We start from the raw sequence: 14,877 nt of genomic DNA, 5'->3' as shown, positions 1-14,877 counted from the left end.
GACGACCGGCCGCGCTCAGCCGGGGAGCTCGTCGAGCAGGCGGGACATCCGGTCGATCTCCGCGATCTGGTCCGCCGCCACGTTCGCCGCGAACTCCTGGACCGTCTCGTCCCGCCCGCCCGCGCTGACGTCGTCGACCATCTCCAGGGCGCCCGCGTGGTGCTTGATCATGCCCTCGAGGAAGAGCCGGTCGAACGCCGTGCCGTCGGCGTCCTCCAGGGCCGTCATCTCGGCGTCGGTGAGCATGCCCGGCATGGAGTCGTGGTCGTGGGCCTGCGGCGCGCGCGGCCCGCTCCCGTCCGACGGCGCGGCCGAGGACGCCGTCGCCACGGCGGGCACCGGGAGACCCTGGTCCTCGAGCCAGCGGCTCATGTAGTCGATCTCGCCGGTCTGCGTCAGGCGGATGCGGTCGGCGAACTTCGCGAGCGGCTCCGAGGTCGACCGGTCGGGGACCAGCTGCGCCATCTCCACCGCCTGCGCGTGGTGGCCGATCATCCGCGTCATGAAGTCGGCGTCGGCGTCGGTGACCACGTCCTCGTCGCCCATGCCCTCGTAGTCCTCCGGGGCGATGGTCTCGGCCGGTTCGCCCGGTTTTCCCGGCGCGAGGACGGCCGACGACGGGGTCGACGCAGGCTCGGGCTCCTCGGCGGTGCACCCCGCGACGAGTCCCACCGCGAGGACGGCGGCACAGGTCAGGGCGGCGCGACGGCCGTGCGCGGGACGGAGCCAGCGGTCTGTGATCACCGGAAGATCCTCTCCTGAGGGTGTTGCCACGGCGTAAAAAGATGCCCGCACACCTGGTGGGGAGGATGCTTCCAGACAACACTCAGTGTGACCAACACAACGAGGTGTGGCGCTTGCGCGTCGTCCAACCTGAGTTCACGGATGAGGAGTTCACGGATGCGGAGTTCACGGACGAGCAGTTCACGGATGAGAGGCGTCGCCGGTGTCGCCCTCTCGTTGACCTTGGCCGCGGGTGCGCTGGGTCTCGCGGCCCCCGCATCGGCCTCCGATGCCGCCGAGCCGGACGTCCCGCCCGGCGAGGTGGCGTCGTCGAACATGGAGCATCTCAGCAACAGCCCCAAGAACGGCGCCCTCCAGGGCACCGGCTCGGACATCGCGTTCCAGGGCAAGTACGCCTACGCGGGCAACTACGACGGCTTCACCGTCTACGACCTGTCCGACCCGGAGGAGCCCGTCCAGGCGCTCCAGGTGTACTGCCCCGGCTCGCAGAACGACATCTCCGTCTACGGCGACATCCTGGTGCTGTCCACCGACTCGTCGCGCAGCGACGACTCCTGCGCCTCGACGACCCGGCCCGCCACGCAGAAGGACGCCTGGGAGGGCATCAAGGTCTGGGACATCTCCGACCCGCTCGCGCCCGAGTACGTGAAGTCGGTCGAGACGGCGTGCGGGTCCCACACCCACTCGCTGGCGCCGACGAAGAACGGCAAGGACCTGTACGTCTACGTCTCGTCGTACAGCCCGAGCTCGTCGTTTCCCGACTGCCAGCCGCCCCACGACATCATCTCGGTCGTGAAGATCCCGGTGAAGAACCCGGCGGGCGCCGAGCTCGTCGGCACGCCGAACCTCTTCCCCGACGGCGGCTACGAGGGCGACTCGACCCGCCGGGCCTCGGCGACGTCCGGCTGCCACGACATCACCACCTACGCGAAGTACGACCTCGCCGCCGGTGCGTGCATGGGTGACGGCATCCTCATGGACATCAAGGACCGCGCCCACCCGAAGGTGATCAGCACGGTCCGCGACACCGAGAACTTCGCCTTCTGGCACTCGGCCACCTTCAACAACGACGCGACCAAGGTCGTCTTCACCGACGAGCTCGGCGGCGGCGGCCTGGCGACCTGCACCGGCGAGTACGCCCCGGAGCTCGGCGCCAACGGCATCTACGACATCGAGAAGGTCGTCAAGAAGGGCGGGAAGAACGGCAAGGAGCTCGTCTTCAAGAGCTACTACAAGATCCCGCGCATCAACGACGCCTCCGAGAACTGCGTGGCGCACAACGGCTCGCTGATCCCCGTCCAGGGCAAGGACCTCATGGTGCAGTCCTGGTACCAGGGCGGCGTGTCGGTGTTCGACTTCACCGACTCGTCCAACCCGACCGAGCTCGCCTGGTTCGACCGCGGCGCCGGCATCTCCAGCGGTGGCACCTGGTCCACCTACTGGTACAACGGCTACGCCTACTCCAACGACCTCGGCATCGGTTTCGACACGTTCGAGATCGACGACGCGATCGACGGGAAGGCGAAGACCAACCTGAAGTCGCTGAACCCGCAGATGCAGGAGAAGTTCTGAGTCGCTGATCCCGGCCCGCGCGGCCGGGAACGCCGACGGCGGCCGGTCCACCCTGGAGGGTGGGCCGGCCGCCGTCGTCTGCTGCGGAAGAGCGGAAGCGCTCAGCCGACGCGGATCACTCCGCGGCAGCCGCCTTCTCCCAGCCCACGTTCTCCACCGGCTGCAGGCCGAAGAGGTCGAGCCCGGTGTAGGTCTCGGGGGTCAGGTTGGCGAGCCCCTCCTTGGCCATGGAGATCCACGGGCCGTTGTACAGCGGCAGGATGCCCCAGGTCTCGGCGATGATCTCCGACTCGAGCTTCATCCCGGCCTCGGTCTGCTCCTCGGCCGTGGGCAGGGCCGACATCTCGGCGATCTTCTCGTCGATCGCCTTGGTGCCGGTCGCCGACAGGTTCAGGCCGGAGTCCGAGCAGTACAGCTGGCACATCCAGGCGACACCGTACGGGTCGCTCGAGGAGAAGCCGAGCATGACGAGGTCCCAGTCCTTGGTCGTCAGGACGGTGGAGAAGTCGCTCGACGGGCGCTTGTCGATCTCGAGCTCGAAGCCCACCTGGGCGAGCTGCTGCTGGACCACCTTGGCGCGGGCCTCGACGATCGGGTCGTCACCGAAGATCGGCAGCCGGCCGGCGAACTTCTCGCCGTCCTTCTCGCGCACCTCGCCGTTCATCGTCCAGCCGGCCTCGTCGAGCAGCGCGTTCGCGCCCTCGACGTCGGTCTTCCAGCCGGCCTCGGACAGGGCGTCGACGTAGCCCTCCTGGAACGGGTAGAGGTTCAGCGAACCGACGTCAGGCTCGGTGTAGTTGAGGCCGTTCCACATGACCTCCTTGATCTGCTCGCGGTCGATCGCCTTGAGGAGCGCCTCGCGCACCTTGAGGTCCTTGAACTGCGGGCGCTCGGCGTTCAGCTCGAGGAGGTTCGTCGCCGCGCGCTGCGCCTTGTACGTGACCGCGCCCTCGACATCCTTGAGCTGCGCCAGGCTGTCGGCGGTGAGGTTCTCGACGTAGTCCGTCTCACCGTTCTGGAAGGCGTTCACCGCGGCGACGTCGTCGAGCACCCGGAAGGTGACCTTGTCGAGCAGCGGCTTCTCGCCCCACCACTTGTCGTTCGGCACGAACGTGATGACGCCGCCGTTGAGGTCGAACTCGTCGATCTTGTACGGGCCGGCGCCCCAGTCGGCGTGCGCGTCCTCGATGTAGCCCTCGTTGAACACCTTCGGCGAGTTCACCGCGGGGTTCATGATGTGCCAGAACAGGCCCTCGGTCCACGGGAACTCGGACTTGAAGGTGACGACGGCCTGGCGCTCGTCCTCGCCCTGCTCGACGGACTCGATCTGGGAGTAGCCGTCCGTGGTGTTCGGGACGTACTCCTCCTCGGTCGAGCGGTTGGCCTCCCAGGCGAGCTTGTACGACTCCCAGGTGATGGGGCTGCCGTCGTTCCAGACCGCCTTCGGGTTGATCGTGTAGGTGACGACCGTCTTGCCGTCCACGACCTCGGTGGTCCAGTCCGTGAGGTAGTTCGGGTTCGCCGAGGCCTCGCCCTCCGGCGACATGAGGATCGGCTGCGGGTTGTACCACTCCCAGATCCGGGCCGTGTCGACCGAGCCGTCGGAGTGGTTCGGGTTCATCTGCGGCGTGATCTCGCTGAGCGGGAAGGTCACCTCGCCGCCCTGCTCGAGGTTCTCGCGGGGCTGCGGGTTGTAGTCCGCGCCCTCGACCGCCTGGGCCTCGGCGGTGGGCTCGTCACTTCCGCCGTCGTTGCCGCCACCGCCGCAGGCGGTGAGGGCCAGGGCGAGCACGCCGGCGACGGCGACACTGCCCGCCAGTCTCTTCTGCAGCCTCATAGGGGCTCCTTTCGCGCCCGTGGGCGCTGACTTGATGGTGGTGAGAGGTGGGACGGGGGAACGTGGTCAGCGGTGGTGGCAGGCGTTCACGTGGACGCCGGTGCGGCCGCTGAGAGCGGGGACCTTCGTGTCGCAGACCGCGCGCTCGGCGTCGTCGAGCGTCTGGTACAGCGGGCAGCGGGAGACGAAGGCGCACCCCGGGATGGTGTCGGTCGGGCTCGGGAGGTCGCCCTGGAGCACGATGTGCTCGCGGCTGCGCTCCACCACCGGGTCCGGCACCGGGATCGCGGACAGCAGGGCCTGCGTGTACGGGTGCTGCGGGTCGTCGAACACGGCGTCGACGTCGCCGTGCTCGACGAACGCCCCGAGGTACATCACGGCGACACGGTCCGCGATGTGCCGCACGACCGACAGGTCGTGCGCGACGAACAGGTACGACAGCCCGAGACGCACCTTCAGCTCGTCGAGCAGGTTGATGACACCGGCCTGGACCGACACGTCGAGCGCGGAGACCGGCTCGTCGAGCACGACCAGCTTCGGGTTGGTCGCCAGGGCGCGCGCGATACCGATGCGCTGCCGCTGACCGCCGGAGAACGCCGCCGGGAAGCGGTCGCTGTGCGCCGGGTCGAGGCCGACCAGGTCCATGAGCTCGTCCACCCGCGGGCCGACGTCCGCCGACGGCGTGCCCACGGTGCGCAGCGGCTCGGCGATGACGTCGAAGACGGTCATGCGCGGGTCGAGGGAGCCGACCGGGTCCTGGAAGACGATCTGGACGTCGCGGCGCACCTCCCGCTCGGCGCGGCCTCCCTTGATGTCGCCGACGGGCGTGCCGACGATCCGGATCTCGCCGTCCTCCTGCGGGGCGAAGTCCATGATCTGCAGCAGCGTGGTGGTCTTGCCGGACCCGGACTCGCCGACGATCGCCATCGTCTCGCCCTCGCGGACGTCGAAGCTCACGCCCTTGACGGCGTGCACCTCGCCCACCTTCTTCTTGCGGAAGGAGCCCTTGAGGAGGGGGAACGTCTTCGTGAGGTTCTCGACCTCGAGAGTGGGCGCGCGGAGGTCGCGCGGCACCGTCTCCAGGTCCGACGAGGGGACCTCGGGGACGGGGTAGACCGGGCCGTCACCGAGCCGCCCGGCCCGGATCTCCTCCGCGCGGATGCACGCGGCGCGGTGGTCCGGCTGGCCGTCGACGGGCAGGAGCGCGGGTTCTGCCGTGCGGCAGGCCTCCGTCACGATCGGGCAGCGGGCCGCGAACGGGCAGGCGTCCGGGAGGTCGACGAGCAGCGGCGGGCTGCCCTTGATGGGCACCAGAGGCTGCTTGACCGAGGTGTCGATGCGCGGGATCGCGCCCAGCAGGCCGATCGAGTACGGCATGCGCGTGTCGGCGAACAACGTGTCCACCGGGGCCTGCTCGATGGGCCGCCCGGCGTACATCACGACGACGTCGTCCGCGACGTTGGCGACCACGCCCATGTCGTGCGTGATCATCATGACCGCGGCGCCGGTCTCGCGCTGCGCCGTCTTGATGAGATCGAGGATCTGCGCCTGGATCGTGACGTCGAGGGCCGTGGTCGGCTCGTCCGCGATGATCAGCCTCGGGTTGTTCGCCATCGCGATGGCGATGACCACGCGCTGGCGCATGCCGCCGGAGAACTCGTGCGGGAAGGACTTGACGCGCTCCGCGGGGCGGGGGATCCCGACCATGTCGAGCAGCTCCACGGCGCGGGCCCACGCGGCGCGGCGCGACAGCCGCGGGTCGTGGATCGTGAGCGCCTCGACGATCTGGTCCCCGACCGTGAAGACGGGCGTCAGCGACGTCAGCGGGTCCTGGAAGATCATGGCGATGCCGTTGCCGCGGATCTTGGACATCTGCGCGTCGCTCTTGCCGAGCAGCTCCTCGCCCTCGAAGAGCACGGAGCCGCCGACGCGCGCGTTCTCGTCCAGCAGGCCCATGACGGCCAGCGACGTGACGGACTTGCCCGAGCCGGACTCGCCGACGATCCCGAGGGTGCGCCCCTCGGCGAGGTCGAAGGAGACGCCGCGCACGGCGTCGACACGGCCGGCCTCGGAGGGGAAGCTCACGGTGAGGTCGCGGACGGACAGGACAGGGGTGGTCATGCGCGGCCTCCCGCAGCGGAGGTGGGGTCGAGGGCGTCGCGCAGGCCGTCGGCGACGAGCGCCATGGAGACGGTCAGCAGCGTGAGCGCGGCGGCGGGGAAGTAGAACATCCACGGCGTGCTCGAGATGCTCGAGGCGCCGATGCCGATGAGGGAGCCGAGCGAGACGTCCGGCAGCTTGACGCCGAACCCGAGGAACGACAGCCCTGTCTCGGCCATGACGGCGCCGACGACGCCGAGCGTGAAGTTGATGACGAGCAGCGACCCGATGTTGGGGATCAGGTGGCGCAGCACGATCTTGAAGCCGGGGACGCCCATGTAGCGCGCGGCGTGGACGAACTCGCGCTCGCGCAACGACAGCGAGAGCGTCCAGATCGTGCGGGCCTGGAAGAACCAGCTCACCAGGATGAGGACCAGGGCGATGACCTTCCAGTCGCCGCCGGAGTCGTTGGACATCATCGCGAGCAGCAGGAACGTCGGCGCCACCATGAGGAAGTGGATGATGAAGAGCGACACGCGCTCCACGCGCCCGCCGAAGTAGGCGGCGGCGGTGCCGATGACGGCCGAGAGGATCGTCGTCCCGGTCGCGACCACGACCGCGATGAGGAGCGAGCGCTGCAGCCCGACCACGACCATCGCGTACAGGTCGTTCCCGGCGTTGTTCGTGCCGAACCAGTGCTCGGCGCTCGGCGGGTCGGACAGGGCGAGGAAGTCCAGCTCGACGTGGTCGTACTTCTGGAAGAACGAGCCGAACAGGGCGAACAGCACGAGAAGCACGAAGATGACCACGCCACCGACGGCGGGCCGGTTGCGCGCGAACCGACGCCCGTAGAGCCGCCACTTCGACAGGCGCTGCCGCTGACGGGGTGCCGCCGCGGGGGGCAGGACCTCGCCGTCGGCGAGGGGGTCGACCATGGAGGGATCGTTGGTCACGTCAGCTCACCCGCACTCGAGGGTCGAGGACGACGACGGCGACGTCGGCGAGGATCGCGCCGATGGCGGTCATGACCGCGCCGAACGCGGCGACCGCCACGACACCGTTGACGTCGTTCTGGGAGATCGTCTGGATGAAGTACTGCCCCATGCCCTTCCAGGCGAAGATCGACTCGGTCAGCACCGCACCGGTGAAGATGCCCGGGATCGAGAAGGCGACCTGGGTCGTGACGGGGATCAGCGACGTACGCAGCGCGTGCTTGCGGATCGCCTGCTGCTTGGTCAGGCCCTTGGCCCGCGCCATCCGCACGTAGTCGGACTTGATGTTGTCGAGCAGCAGGGATCGCTGCAGGAAGTGGTACTGCGCGTACCCGACGATGATCAGGGCGAGCGTCGGCAGCGCGAGGTGCTGCACCGTGTCGACCAGCGTGGGCAAGAACCCGCTCACGCCCGGACTGGACGACCCGGTGACGTAGAAGACGGTGGTGCCGACGGCGCCGTTGAACGCGATCGCGAGCAGGACGAGCCCGAGCGCGGCGACGACGATCGGGATGTTCATCGTGATGATCGACGTGCCCTGGGCGATCCGGTCGCCGAGGCGGTACTGGCGCGACGCGCTGTAGACGCCGAGCGCGATGCCGATCAGCGTCAGCAGGATCGTCGCGCCGAGCATCAGCTCCGCGGAGATCCACATCCGGTAGGCCACCTGCTCGTTGACGGACTGCCCGGTGGGGCTCACTCCCCAGTCCCAGTGGAACAGGATCCCGCTGAACCACGTCCACCAGCGCTCCAGGAGCGGGGTGCCCTCGTCGAGGTTGCGCGGCTCGAGCAGGTTGACGATCTGCTGCTCGCTCAACGGGGGCCGGCGCCCCACGTAGTTACTGCGGGGGTCGAGGTACGCCCAGGCGAGGAAGTACGTCAGGTTCGTGACGGCCACCACCATCAGCAACCAGCCAGCGGTGCGGCGCAGCAGATATCGAGTCAAGGTCGGAGGGAGCTCTCTGGACGAAGGTCGGTGCGGCGAGATTAGCGGCGCCCCGAGCGTGTTCCAGACCACATCGGCAGCGCCGGAAGAATCGTTACCTATTCGTGCTCCAGGCGAACATTTCTTGAAATGCGCGCGTCTCGACCGCGCAACCTCCCGGTTTCAGGGCGCAGAGCGCCGCCGACCGGGGACGTCGGCGCTGGTCAGCGACGCCGGCGCAGCGCGCCCTCCACCAGCGGGACGGCGACGGCGACGAGGGTGAGCGCGGCGCCGACGTAGGTCGCGGCGCCGGGCGGCGCGACGGAGGGGGACGCGACGTCGAGCAGGAGCGCCCCGACCACCTGGCCGGCGATCATGCCGAGCCCGAGCAGCAGCACGCCGATGCGCTGCACGACGGCCGCCTGGAGGGCGATGAACGTGACGCCCAGCAGCCCGCCGGAGTAGAGCAGGAGGTCGGGCGGCAGGCCGTCCGCGGGGGCACCGCCGGCCGCCAGCGCGACGACCATGACGACGAGCAGCGCGGCCGTCCCGACGACGAAGCTCATGAGGGTCGCGGCGATCACGCCGCCGTCGCCGCCGAGCCGGGCCCGGGTGCCGGCCGCGGTCGTCTCGCGCACGGCCGACCGCACCCTGCCGTTGAGGGCCTGCTGGAACGACTGGAGCACGCCGGCCACGAGGGGCAGCAGCGCGAGGCCGAGCGCCGCCGTGGACGCGCCCGCCCCGGACACGACGACCACCGCCACGACGGTCAGCACCGGGCCGAGCACCCGCCCCAGCGTGACCAGGCGGACGCCGCCGGGCGCGAGGCCGACCCGGTCGATGACGAGCGAGCTCACCGACTGCCCGGCCACGAGCGCGACGGTGAAGACGGCCACGCCCAGCACGTCGACGGTCAGGCCCTGCGACATCACGAAGAACGCGCCGCCCAGCCCGCCGAGGCACTCCCACCACCGCAGGCCGCCGGAGCGCAGCCCCGACGCGGCGCGGCGCACCGCGGCACGCCCCGTCCGCGAGAACGCGAGAGCGAGCAGCAGCAGCACCAGGCCGGAGCCGAACGAGAAGAACGCCGCCACGAAGGGGCTGTCCATCGCGGTGGCGAGCGAGCCGTTGACGCGGCTCTGCAGCGCGGCGGCGAGCCCCGCGACGATCGCGAGCGCCACCCCGAAGGCCCGGCCGGCCCCGGTCCCGGCGGCGGGGTCGGTCGTCTGGCTCACCCGGGGAGTGTACGTCCGCCGGATCGGCGCACCCCCGTGTGAGGATCCGCGCATGACGCCTGCCTCCCCGACCGACGTCACCTCGCCCCGCGGCCCTGCGCATGCGCACGGCCGTGCGCACAGCCATGCGCACGGCCATGCGCACGGGGGCGCCGTCGCGCCCGCGCCGCGCCGTACCCGGGTGGTGATCGCCTGCCTGGTGCTGCCCGCGATCGTCGCGACGGCGCTCGGCCTGTGGATGCTGTGGCCGTCGGCGGGCGACGTCCCCGACCGCGTCCCCGTCGTCGTCGACGGCAGCGCTTTCGTGCACGTGACGGTGGCAGGTCCGCCCGGCGAGGACGGGTCCGGCGAGCTGACGGTGCCGATCGAGCTGCCCGACGGCGGCACGTCGCGGATGCAGGTCGACCCGCGGTTCGAGTTCGAGACGGGCGACGGGCTGGTGGCGCTGCTCATCGCCGACCTCCAGGGCGAGGTGGCGGCCCCCTACGTCTTCATGGAGCACCAGCGCGAGCTGCCCCTGGCGCTCCTCGCCGCGGCGTACGTGCTCGTGGTGCTCCTCGTGGCCCGGTGGCGCGGGCTGGCCGCGATCGCGGGCCTCGGCGTCGCGTTCGCCGTCTTCCTCGGGTTCACGTTCCCCGCCCTCCTGGCGGGCGAGAACGCGATGGCCGTGGCGCTGGTGACGTCGTCGGCGGTGATGCTGGCCGTGCTCTACCTGGCGCACGGCCTGACGACGCGGACGTCGGTGGCGCTGCTGGGCACGCTGGCCGGGCTGGCGCTCACGGCCGCGATCGGCACGTGGGCCACGGCCGCGTCGAACATCACGGGCGCGACGTCGGAGACCGCGCAGATGCTGCCCTCGATGGCGGCCGGGGTCGACCTCCGGGGGATCGCTCTGTGCGGGCTCGTGCTGGCGGGCATGGGCGTGCTCAACGACGTGACGATCACCCAGGCCTCCGCCGTGTGGGAGCTGCGCGCGCTCGCCCCGCTGGCGTCGCGGCGTGCCCTGTTCGCGCGCGCCATGCGGATCGGCCGCGACCACATCGCGTCCACGGTGTACACGATCGCGTTCGCCTACGTGGGCGCCGCGCTGCCCCTGCTGCTCACGGTGTGGCTGCTCGACCAGTCGCCCGTGATGGCGCTCACCTCGGGCGAGATCGCGGAGGAGATCGTGCGCACCCTGGTCGGGTCCATCGGGCTGGTCCTCGCCATCCCCATCACGACGGCGATCGCCGCGGTCGTGGTGCCGGGCCCGGCGGCTGAGCCCGCGGGGGCCGCCGTCGAGCCCGCTGAGCCCGTCGCGTCCGTCGAGCCCCCTGCGACCGCCGTCGCGCCGGAGCCCCGGTGATCACGTGAGGTGGTCGAAGTCCCCGCGCACCCAGGCCGCGTGCCGCGCGGCGGAACGCAGCACGACGTCGCGTGCGTCGGCCGGGATGACGCCCTCGAAGTTGTTGTAGAGCCGGTCGAACGGCCGGCGCGCCACGTGCTCGGCCACGCGCGTTACGACCGCCCCGGACAGCGGGATGCGGTTCGGGTAGCTGCGCATGAAGCTCGCCGTGCGGTCCGGGTTGGCGAAGATCGTGTCGCCGGAGAGCAGCACGCCGCGCCCGTCGGCGCCGGCCTCCCAGTGCACCACCGCCGAGCCCGGGAAGTGCCCACCCGGCTGGCTCAGCCACACGCCGGGCAGCACCTCGCGCTCGCCGGACCACGTCTCGATCACCGGGTCGGGGCGCGCCACCCAGCCGGCGTCGGCCTCGCTGACCAGCACCGGGACGTCGCGCCCCGTGACGGCGGACAACCGTCGCGACCACTCGACCTGGACCCCGAACATGTGCGGGTGGCTCGCGGCCACCGCGACGACACCGCCGCCGCCGGCCAGCCCCGCGACGGCGTCCACGGCCGCGTCGTCGACGAACCCCAGCGGGTCCCACAGCAACGCCCCGGCGGGCGTCAGCACCAGCTTCGACTGCTGCCCGATGCCCACGCCCGGGGCGACCTCGAGCGCCACGAGGCCCGGCTCGAGCTCCCGCACGGACACCGCGCAGCCCTCCGCCGCCAGCTCCTCGAGCGTGGTCCAGGCCTGCCCCGTCGTGGGCACCCACTGGCGCTCGTCGGCGCAGATCGCGCACACGTCGGGGCGCTCGGCGTGCTCGACGGCGCAGGTGCGGCACACGGAGACGGTGAGCGGGGCGGGGGGCGTCGTGGCGATCCCGGTCGTCGTGGTCACGCTGCCCATCCTGCCCGCGAACTCCGACTCGTGGGGGAGGCGCCAGGACGGCGAGCCTTCCTAGGCTGGGGGGATGCCGCAGCAAGCCGCCGGGTGGTCAGCCCGCCTCTCCGACTGGTGGGGGATCGACTCCGGGTGGGAGCGGGTCCCCGCCGACCCGGCCCGCGCGTACCGCCGCGACCTCTGGCTCGGTGCCGCGTTCGTCGTCGTCTCCGTGCTGGGTACCGAGCTCGCCCGCAGCTTCGGGTACTTCGAGGACGAGTCGGCCCCGACCTGGCTGCTCTACCTGCTGGCGGCCGTGGGTGCCGCGCCCCTGGCGTGGCGGCGGCGGTTCCCCCTGGTCGTGCTGTCCGTGGTGTACCTGCACTTCCTCGTCGTCGGCCTGACCGTGCCGATGGTGACGGTCCTCGTGCCGTTGCAGGTGGTCTACTTCGTCGCGCTGTTCAGCGCCGTGGCGTGGGCGCGCGACCGGCAGGCGATGGCCCTCGTGGTGGGGGCGGCGCTCCTGGCGATGTTCGGCTGGCTGACCTGGCAGATCGCGGTCGGCGCGGGCATCGACGGCATCGTCGAGCAGATGGGGCTGGCCGACGAGCAGCCCGGCCTGGTCGACCCCGGCATGGCGTTCACCGTGTACAACCTGCTCGTCAACTTCGCCTACTTCTACGGGGCGGTCGTGGCCGGTCAGCTGATGTGGCACGGCGCGCGCCGCCGCGAGCAGCTGGAGGAGCAGGCCGCGACCATCGAGCGCCAGGCGGCGGAGCTGCAGCGGCAGGCGGTCGTCACCGAGCGGCTGCGCATCGCCCGCGAGCTGCACGACGTCGTCGCGCACCACGTCTCCGTCATCGGCATCCAGGCCGCCGCCGCCCGGCGCATGCTCGCCGGCGACCCGGCGTCGGCCGCCGCGCCCCTGGCCACCATCGAGGTCGAGTCCCGCGAGGCGGTGACGCAGATGCGTGGCCTGCTCGGCACCCTGCGGGGGATCGACGACGGCGAGGTGCCGGCCGGCGGCCGCGCGCCGGAGCCCGGCCTGGCCGACGTGCCCGCGCTCGCGGACGACTCCGGCCTCGACGTCGAGGTGCGGGTGGTGGCCGACCCGGGCGCGGTCGAGGCCGTGCCCGCACCGGTGGGCCTCAGCCTGTACCGCACGGCGCAGGAGGCGCTGAGCAACGTCCGCAAGCACTCCACGGCCCGGTCCGCGCGCGTCGTCGTGCGCGTGGACCGCTGCCCGGCACGTCGGGACGAGCCCGCGGCCGACCGGTTCCCGCACGGGTACGCCGAGGTCGAGGTGCTCGACGACGGCAGGCCGCGGCCCGGGTCCACGGGGACCGGCCTCGGCCTGGTCGGCGTGCGCGAGCGGGTGGCGACCCACGGCGGCCTCGCGGAGGTCGGGCCCCGCGCCACCGGCGGCTACCGTGTGCGGGTGCGCCTGCCCCTGCCCGAGGACAGCCTGTGACCGCCGCCGGTCCTCCCACCCGCGTCCTCCTGGTCGACGACCAGCGGCTGGTGCGCTCCGGGTTCGCGATGATCCTCTCCGTCGAGCCCGACGTCGAGGTGGTGGGCGAGGCGGCCGACGGCGCGCAGGCGCTGGAGCAGGTGCGGGCGCTGCGCCCCGACGTCGTGCTCATGGACGTGCAGATGCCGGTGATGGACGGCATCGAGGCGACCCGGCACATCGTCGCCGACGACCTCGCCAAGGTGCTCGTGCTCACCACCTTCGACGACGACGCCTACGTCGACGACGCCCTGCGCGCCGGCGCGTCCGGCTTCCTGCTGAAGAACTCTGACGCCGACCGGCTGGTGGACGCCGTCCGGACCGTCGCGGCCGGTCACGCGCTGCTCGCCCCGGAGGTCACGCGCCGCGTCATCGAGCGCATGGTGACGGGGGAGGGCGCGCCGCCCCCGGGCATGACCGCCGGTGCGCCTTCCGACCCGCGGCTCGACCAGCTCACGCCGCGGGAGAGGGAGGTGCTGGTGCTGGTCGGCAAGGGGATGTCGAACGCCGAGATCGCCGGCGAGCTCTTCCTCGGCGAGGCCACCGTCAAGACGCACGTCTCCAACGTGCTGGCCAAGCTGCACCTGCGCGACCGCGTCCAGGCGGTCGTCTTCTACCACCGTGCCCTGACGTAGCGGCGGGTCGCCGTCCCGTGCGGGCACGACGACCCGTCGCTACGTCAGCAGGACGAAGGCCCGGTCCGCGGGCCAGGGGTGCGGGGACCAACCCGCGGCAGCCAGGACGCGGCGCACCTCGTCGACGACCACACCGCGAGCGACGTCTCGTCCGGTGAACCGCAGCAGGACGGCTCCGTGGCTCGTCAGCCCGTTCTGCCGGCTCCGGTCGCCGAAGAGGGCCGTCGGTGTCGTGTGCGCGTCGCGTCCGTCGAGCTCCACGAGAAGGACCCGGCCGCCCGGCAGGAGCCACGCCAGGTCCGAACGCCCCAGGAACCGGCCGTCGGCGCGACGGACCACGAGCTGCAGGGCGTCGGGCGGGTACGTCGCATCCGTGCAGGCAAGTCGTGCCGCCGTCTCGATCGGCGACTCCGCCCGCCGGTCCGACTCGCCCCACCAGGGCGACGTGCGCGCCGCCCCGCGTCGACCGCGCGTGGCTTCGCGTGCCCGGTGGAACTCGTCCTCCGTGACGATCCGCTGGTGGCGCGCGGAGTCCATCATCGCGACGGCGTGTTCTCGGTCGAGCTCAGGGACCGCCTGTGCCAGCGCGAGCTCCGCCGGCACGCAGGGGAGACCGCCGACGACGACCCATCGCCGCAGCCGCTCGCGGCGGACCCGCCCGGGCCCGCCGGACCTGGGGGAGCCATCGGGGAACGTCACCTCCGGTGCGATGCGCGCGGGCGCGCCCTGGACGCCCTGCCACACCAGGGCGCACAGCCCGGTCGCGACCGAGCCGGGGCGGGCGAGGACCCCGACGAGCGCCGCGCGCCGCCGCGGGAGGTCGTAGAGGTCGGCCGTCCCGCCCCCCACGCCGGTGTCGAACACCCCGCGGGCCACGCGACCCCACTCCTGGCGTCCCACCAGAGCGGCGACGTTCTGCTTCGTGAGCCCGTGCTCGCGGCACTGCCCGGAGGAGACGAGCCCTTCCTGCGCGGCGGCGACCTGCCGGAGCGACGGGGAGACGACGAGGCGACGATGCACGCCGGAAGCAGACCAGATCTGAGGGCGGCGCGGTGGCACTCATCCACAGGCTCGGGCGACCGACGTAGCGATCGGTCCTCGTCCTCGGTCCGGACGAAGAC

General features: G+C 71.7%; 13 protein-coding genes. 4 read left to right on the top strand and 9 right to left on the bottom strand.

Annotated elements, in window-relative coordinates; translation table 11 throughout:
• Positions 1–15 precede the first annotated feature (15 nt).
• Together ACH436_RS13295 and ACH436_RS13290 are read right to left on the bottom strand one after the other, a co-directional pair.
• Positions 16–744, bottom strand: a complete 729-nt coding sequence (locus ACH436_RS13295) for a DUF305 domain-containing protein (protein WP_430560666.1) — start codon at positions 742–744, stop codon at positions 16–18.
• The gene (locus ACH436_RS13290) at positions 741–1,061 is read right to left on the bottom strand and encodes a hypothetical protein (RefSeq protein WP_430560665.1); all 321 of its coding nucleotides are present in this window, start codon (positions 1,059–1,061) and stop codon (positions 741–743) included. Before ACH436_RS13290 ends, ACH436_RS13295 begins: the two co-directional genes overlap by 4 nt.
• On the opposite strand from ACH436_RS13290, the gene ACH436_RS13285 reads away from it, so the two are divergent.
• Entirely contained in the window at positions 1,060–2,316 is a 1,257-nt protein-coding gene (locus ACH436_RS13285) for an LVIVD repeat-containing protein (RefSeq protein WP_430560664.1), read from the top strand. The genes ACH436_RS13290 and ACH436_RS13285 overlap by 2 nt on opposite strands.
• A gap of 115 nt (positions 2,317–2,431) precedes the next feature.
• Here ACH436_RS13285 and ACH436_RS13280 read toward each other — a convergent pair whose 3' ends face one another.
• From ACH436_RS13280 to ACH436_RS13260, 5 genes are all read right to left on the bottom strand, one after another.
• A complete protein-coding gene (locus ACH436_RS13280) occupies positions 2,432–4,153 on the bottom strand; it encodes an ABC transporter family substrate-binding protein (protein ID WP_430560663.1) in 1,722 nt (573 codons plus the stop codon).
• A gap of 66 nt (positions 4,154–4,219) precedes the next feature.
• Positions 4,220–6,274: a dipeptide ABC transporter ATP-binding protein gene (locus ACH436_RS13275; protein ID WP_430560662.1), complete on the bottom strand. Its 2,055-nt coding sequence runs from the start codon at positions 6,272–6,274 to the stop codon at positions 4,220–4,222.
• Entirely contained in the window at positions 6,271–7,188 is a 918-nt protein-coding gene (locus ACH436_RS13270) for an ABC transporter permease (RefSeq protein WP_430560661.1), read from the bottom strand. Before ACH436_RS13270 ends, ACH436_RS13275 begins: the two co-directional genes overlap by 4 nt.
• Positions 7,189–7,207: 19 nt before the next feature.
• Positions 7,208–8,191: an ABC transporter permease gene (locus ACH436_RS13265; RefSeq protein ID WP_430560660.1), complete on the bottom strand. Its 984-nt coding sequence runs from the start codon at positions 8,189–8,191 to the stop codon at positions 7,208–7,210.
• A gap of 203 nt (positions 8,192–8,394) precedes the next feature.
• Positions 8,395–9,405 carry a DMT family transporter gene (locus ACH436_RS13260; protein ID WP_430560659.1) on the bottom strand — a complete coding sequence of 337 codons (1,011 nt, stop codon included), beginning with the start codon at positions 9,403–9,405 and terminating at the stop codon, positions 8,395–8,397.
• A 52-nt stretch (positions 9,406–9,457) separates the two neighbouring features.
• On the opposite strand from ACH436_RS13260, the gene ACH436_RS13255 reads away from it, so the two are divergent.
• The gene (locus ACH436_RS13255) at positions 9,458–10,750 is read left to right on the top strand and encodes a YibE/F family protein (protein ID WP_430560658.1); all 1,293 of its coding nucleotides are present in this window, start codon (positions 9,458–9,460) and stop codon (positions 10,748–10,750) included.
• Here the strand turns inward: ACH436_RS13255 and ACH436_RS13250 are convergent, their stop codons facing one another.
• Positions 10,751–11,629 (bottom strand): hydrolase, encoded by an 879-nt coding sequence (locus ACH436_RS13250; RefSeq protein WP_430560657.1) that lies wholly within the window; start codon positions 11,627–11,629, stop codon positions 10,751–10,753. It abuts the gene before it with no gap.
• Positions 11,630–11,702: 73 nt separating this feature from the next.
• Here ACH436_RS13250 and ACH436_RS13245 point away from each other — a divergent pair, with 73 nt between their 5' ends.
• A complete protein-coding gene (locus ACH436_RS13245) occupies positions 11,703–13,082 on the top strand; it encodes a sensor histidine kinase (RefSeq protein ID WP_430560656.1) in 1,380 nt (459 codons plus the stop codon).
• Positions 13,083–13,150: 68 nt separating this feature from the next.
• The gene (locus ACH436_RS13240) at positions 13,151–13,756 is read left to right on the top strand and encodes a response regulator (RefSeq protein ID WP_430561023.1); all 606 of its coding nucleotides are present in this window, start codon (positions 13,151–13,153) and stop codon (positions 13,754–13,756) included.
• Between the two features lie 39 nt (positions 13,757–13,795).
• Here the strand turns inward: ACH436_RS13240 and ACH436_RS13235 are convergent, their stop codons facing one another.
• On the bottom strand, positions 13,796–14,776 hold the full coding sequence (locus ACH436_RS13235) for a hypothetical protein (protein ID WP_430560655.1): 981 nt from the start codon (positions 14,774–14,776) through the stop codon (positions 13,796–13,798).
• Positions 14,777–14,877: the final 101 nt, after the last annotated feature.

The sequence above is a fragment of the Isoptericola sp. NPDC019693 genome (assembly GCF_044389085.1).
GTDB lineage: Bacteria > Actinomycetota > Actinomycetes > Actinomycetales > Cellulomonadaceae > Isoptericola.
This window is presented reverse-complemented; position numbering and strand designations above follow the sequence as displayed.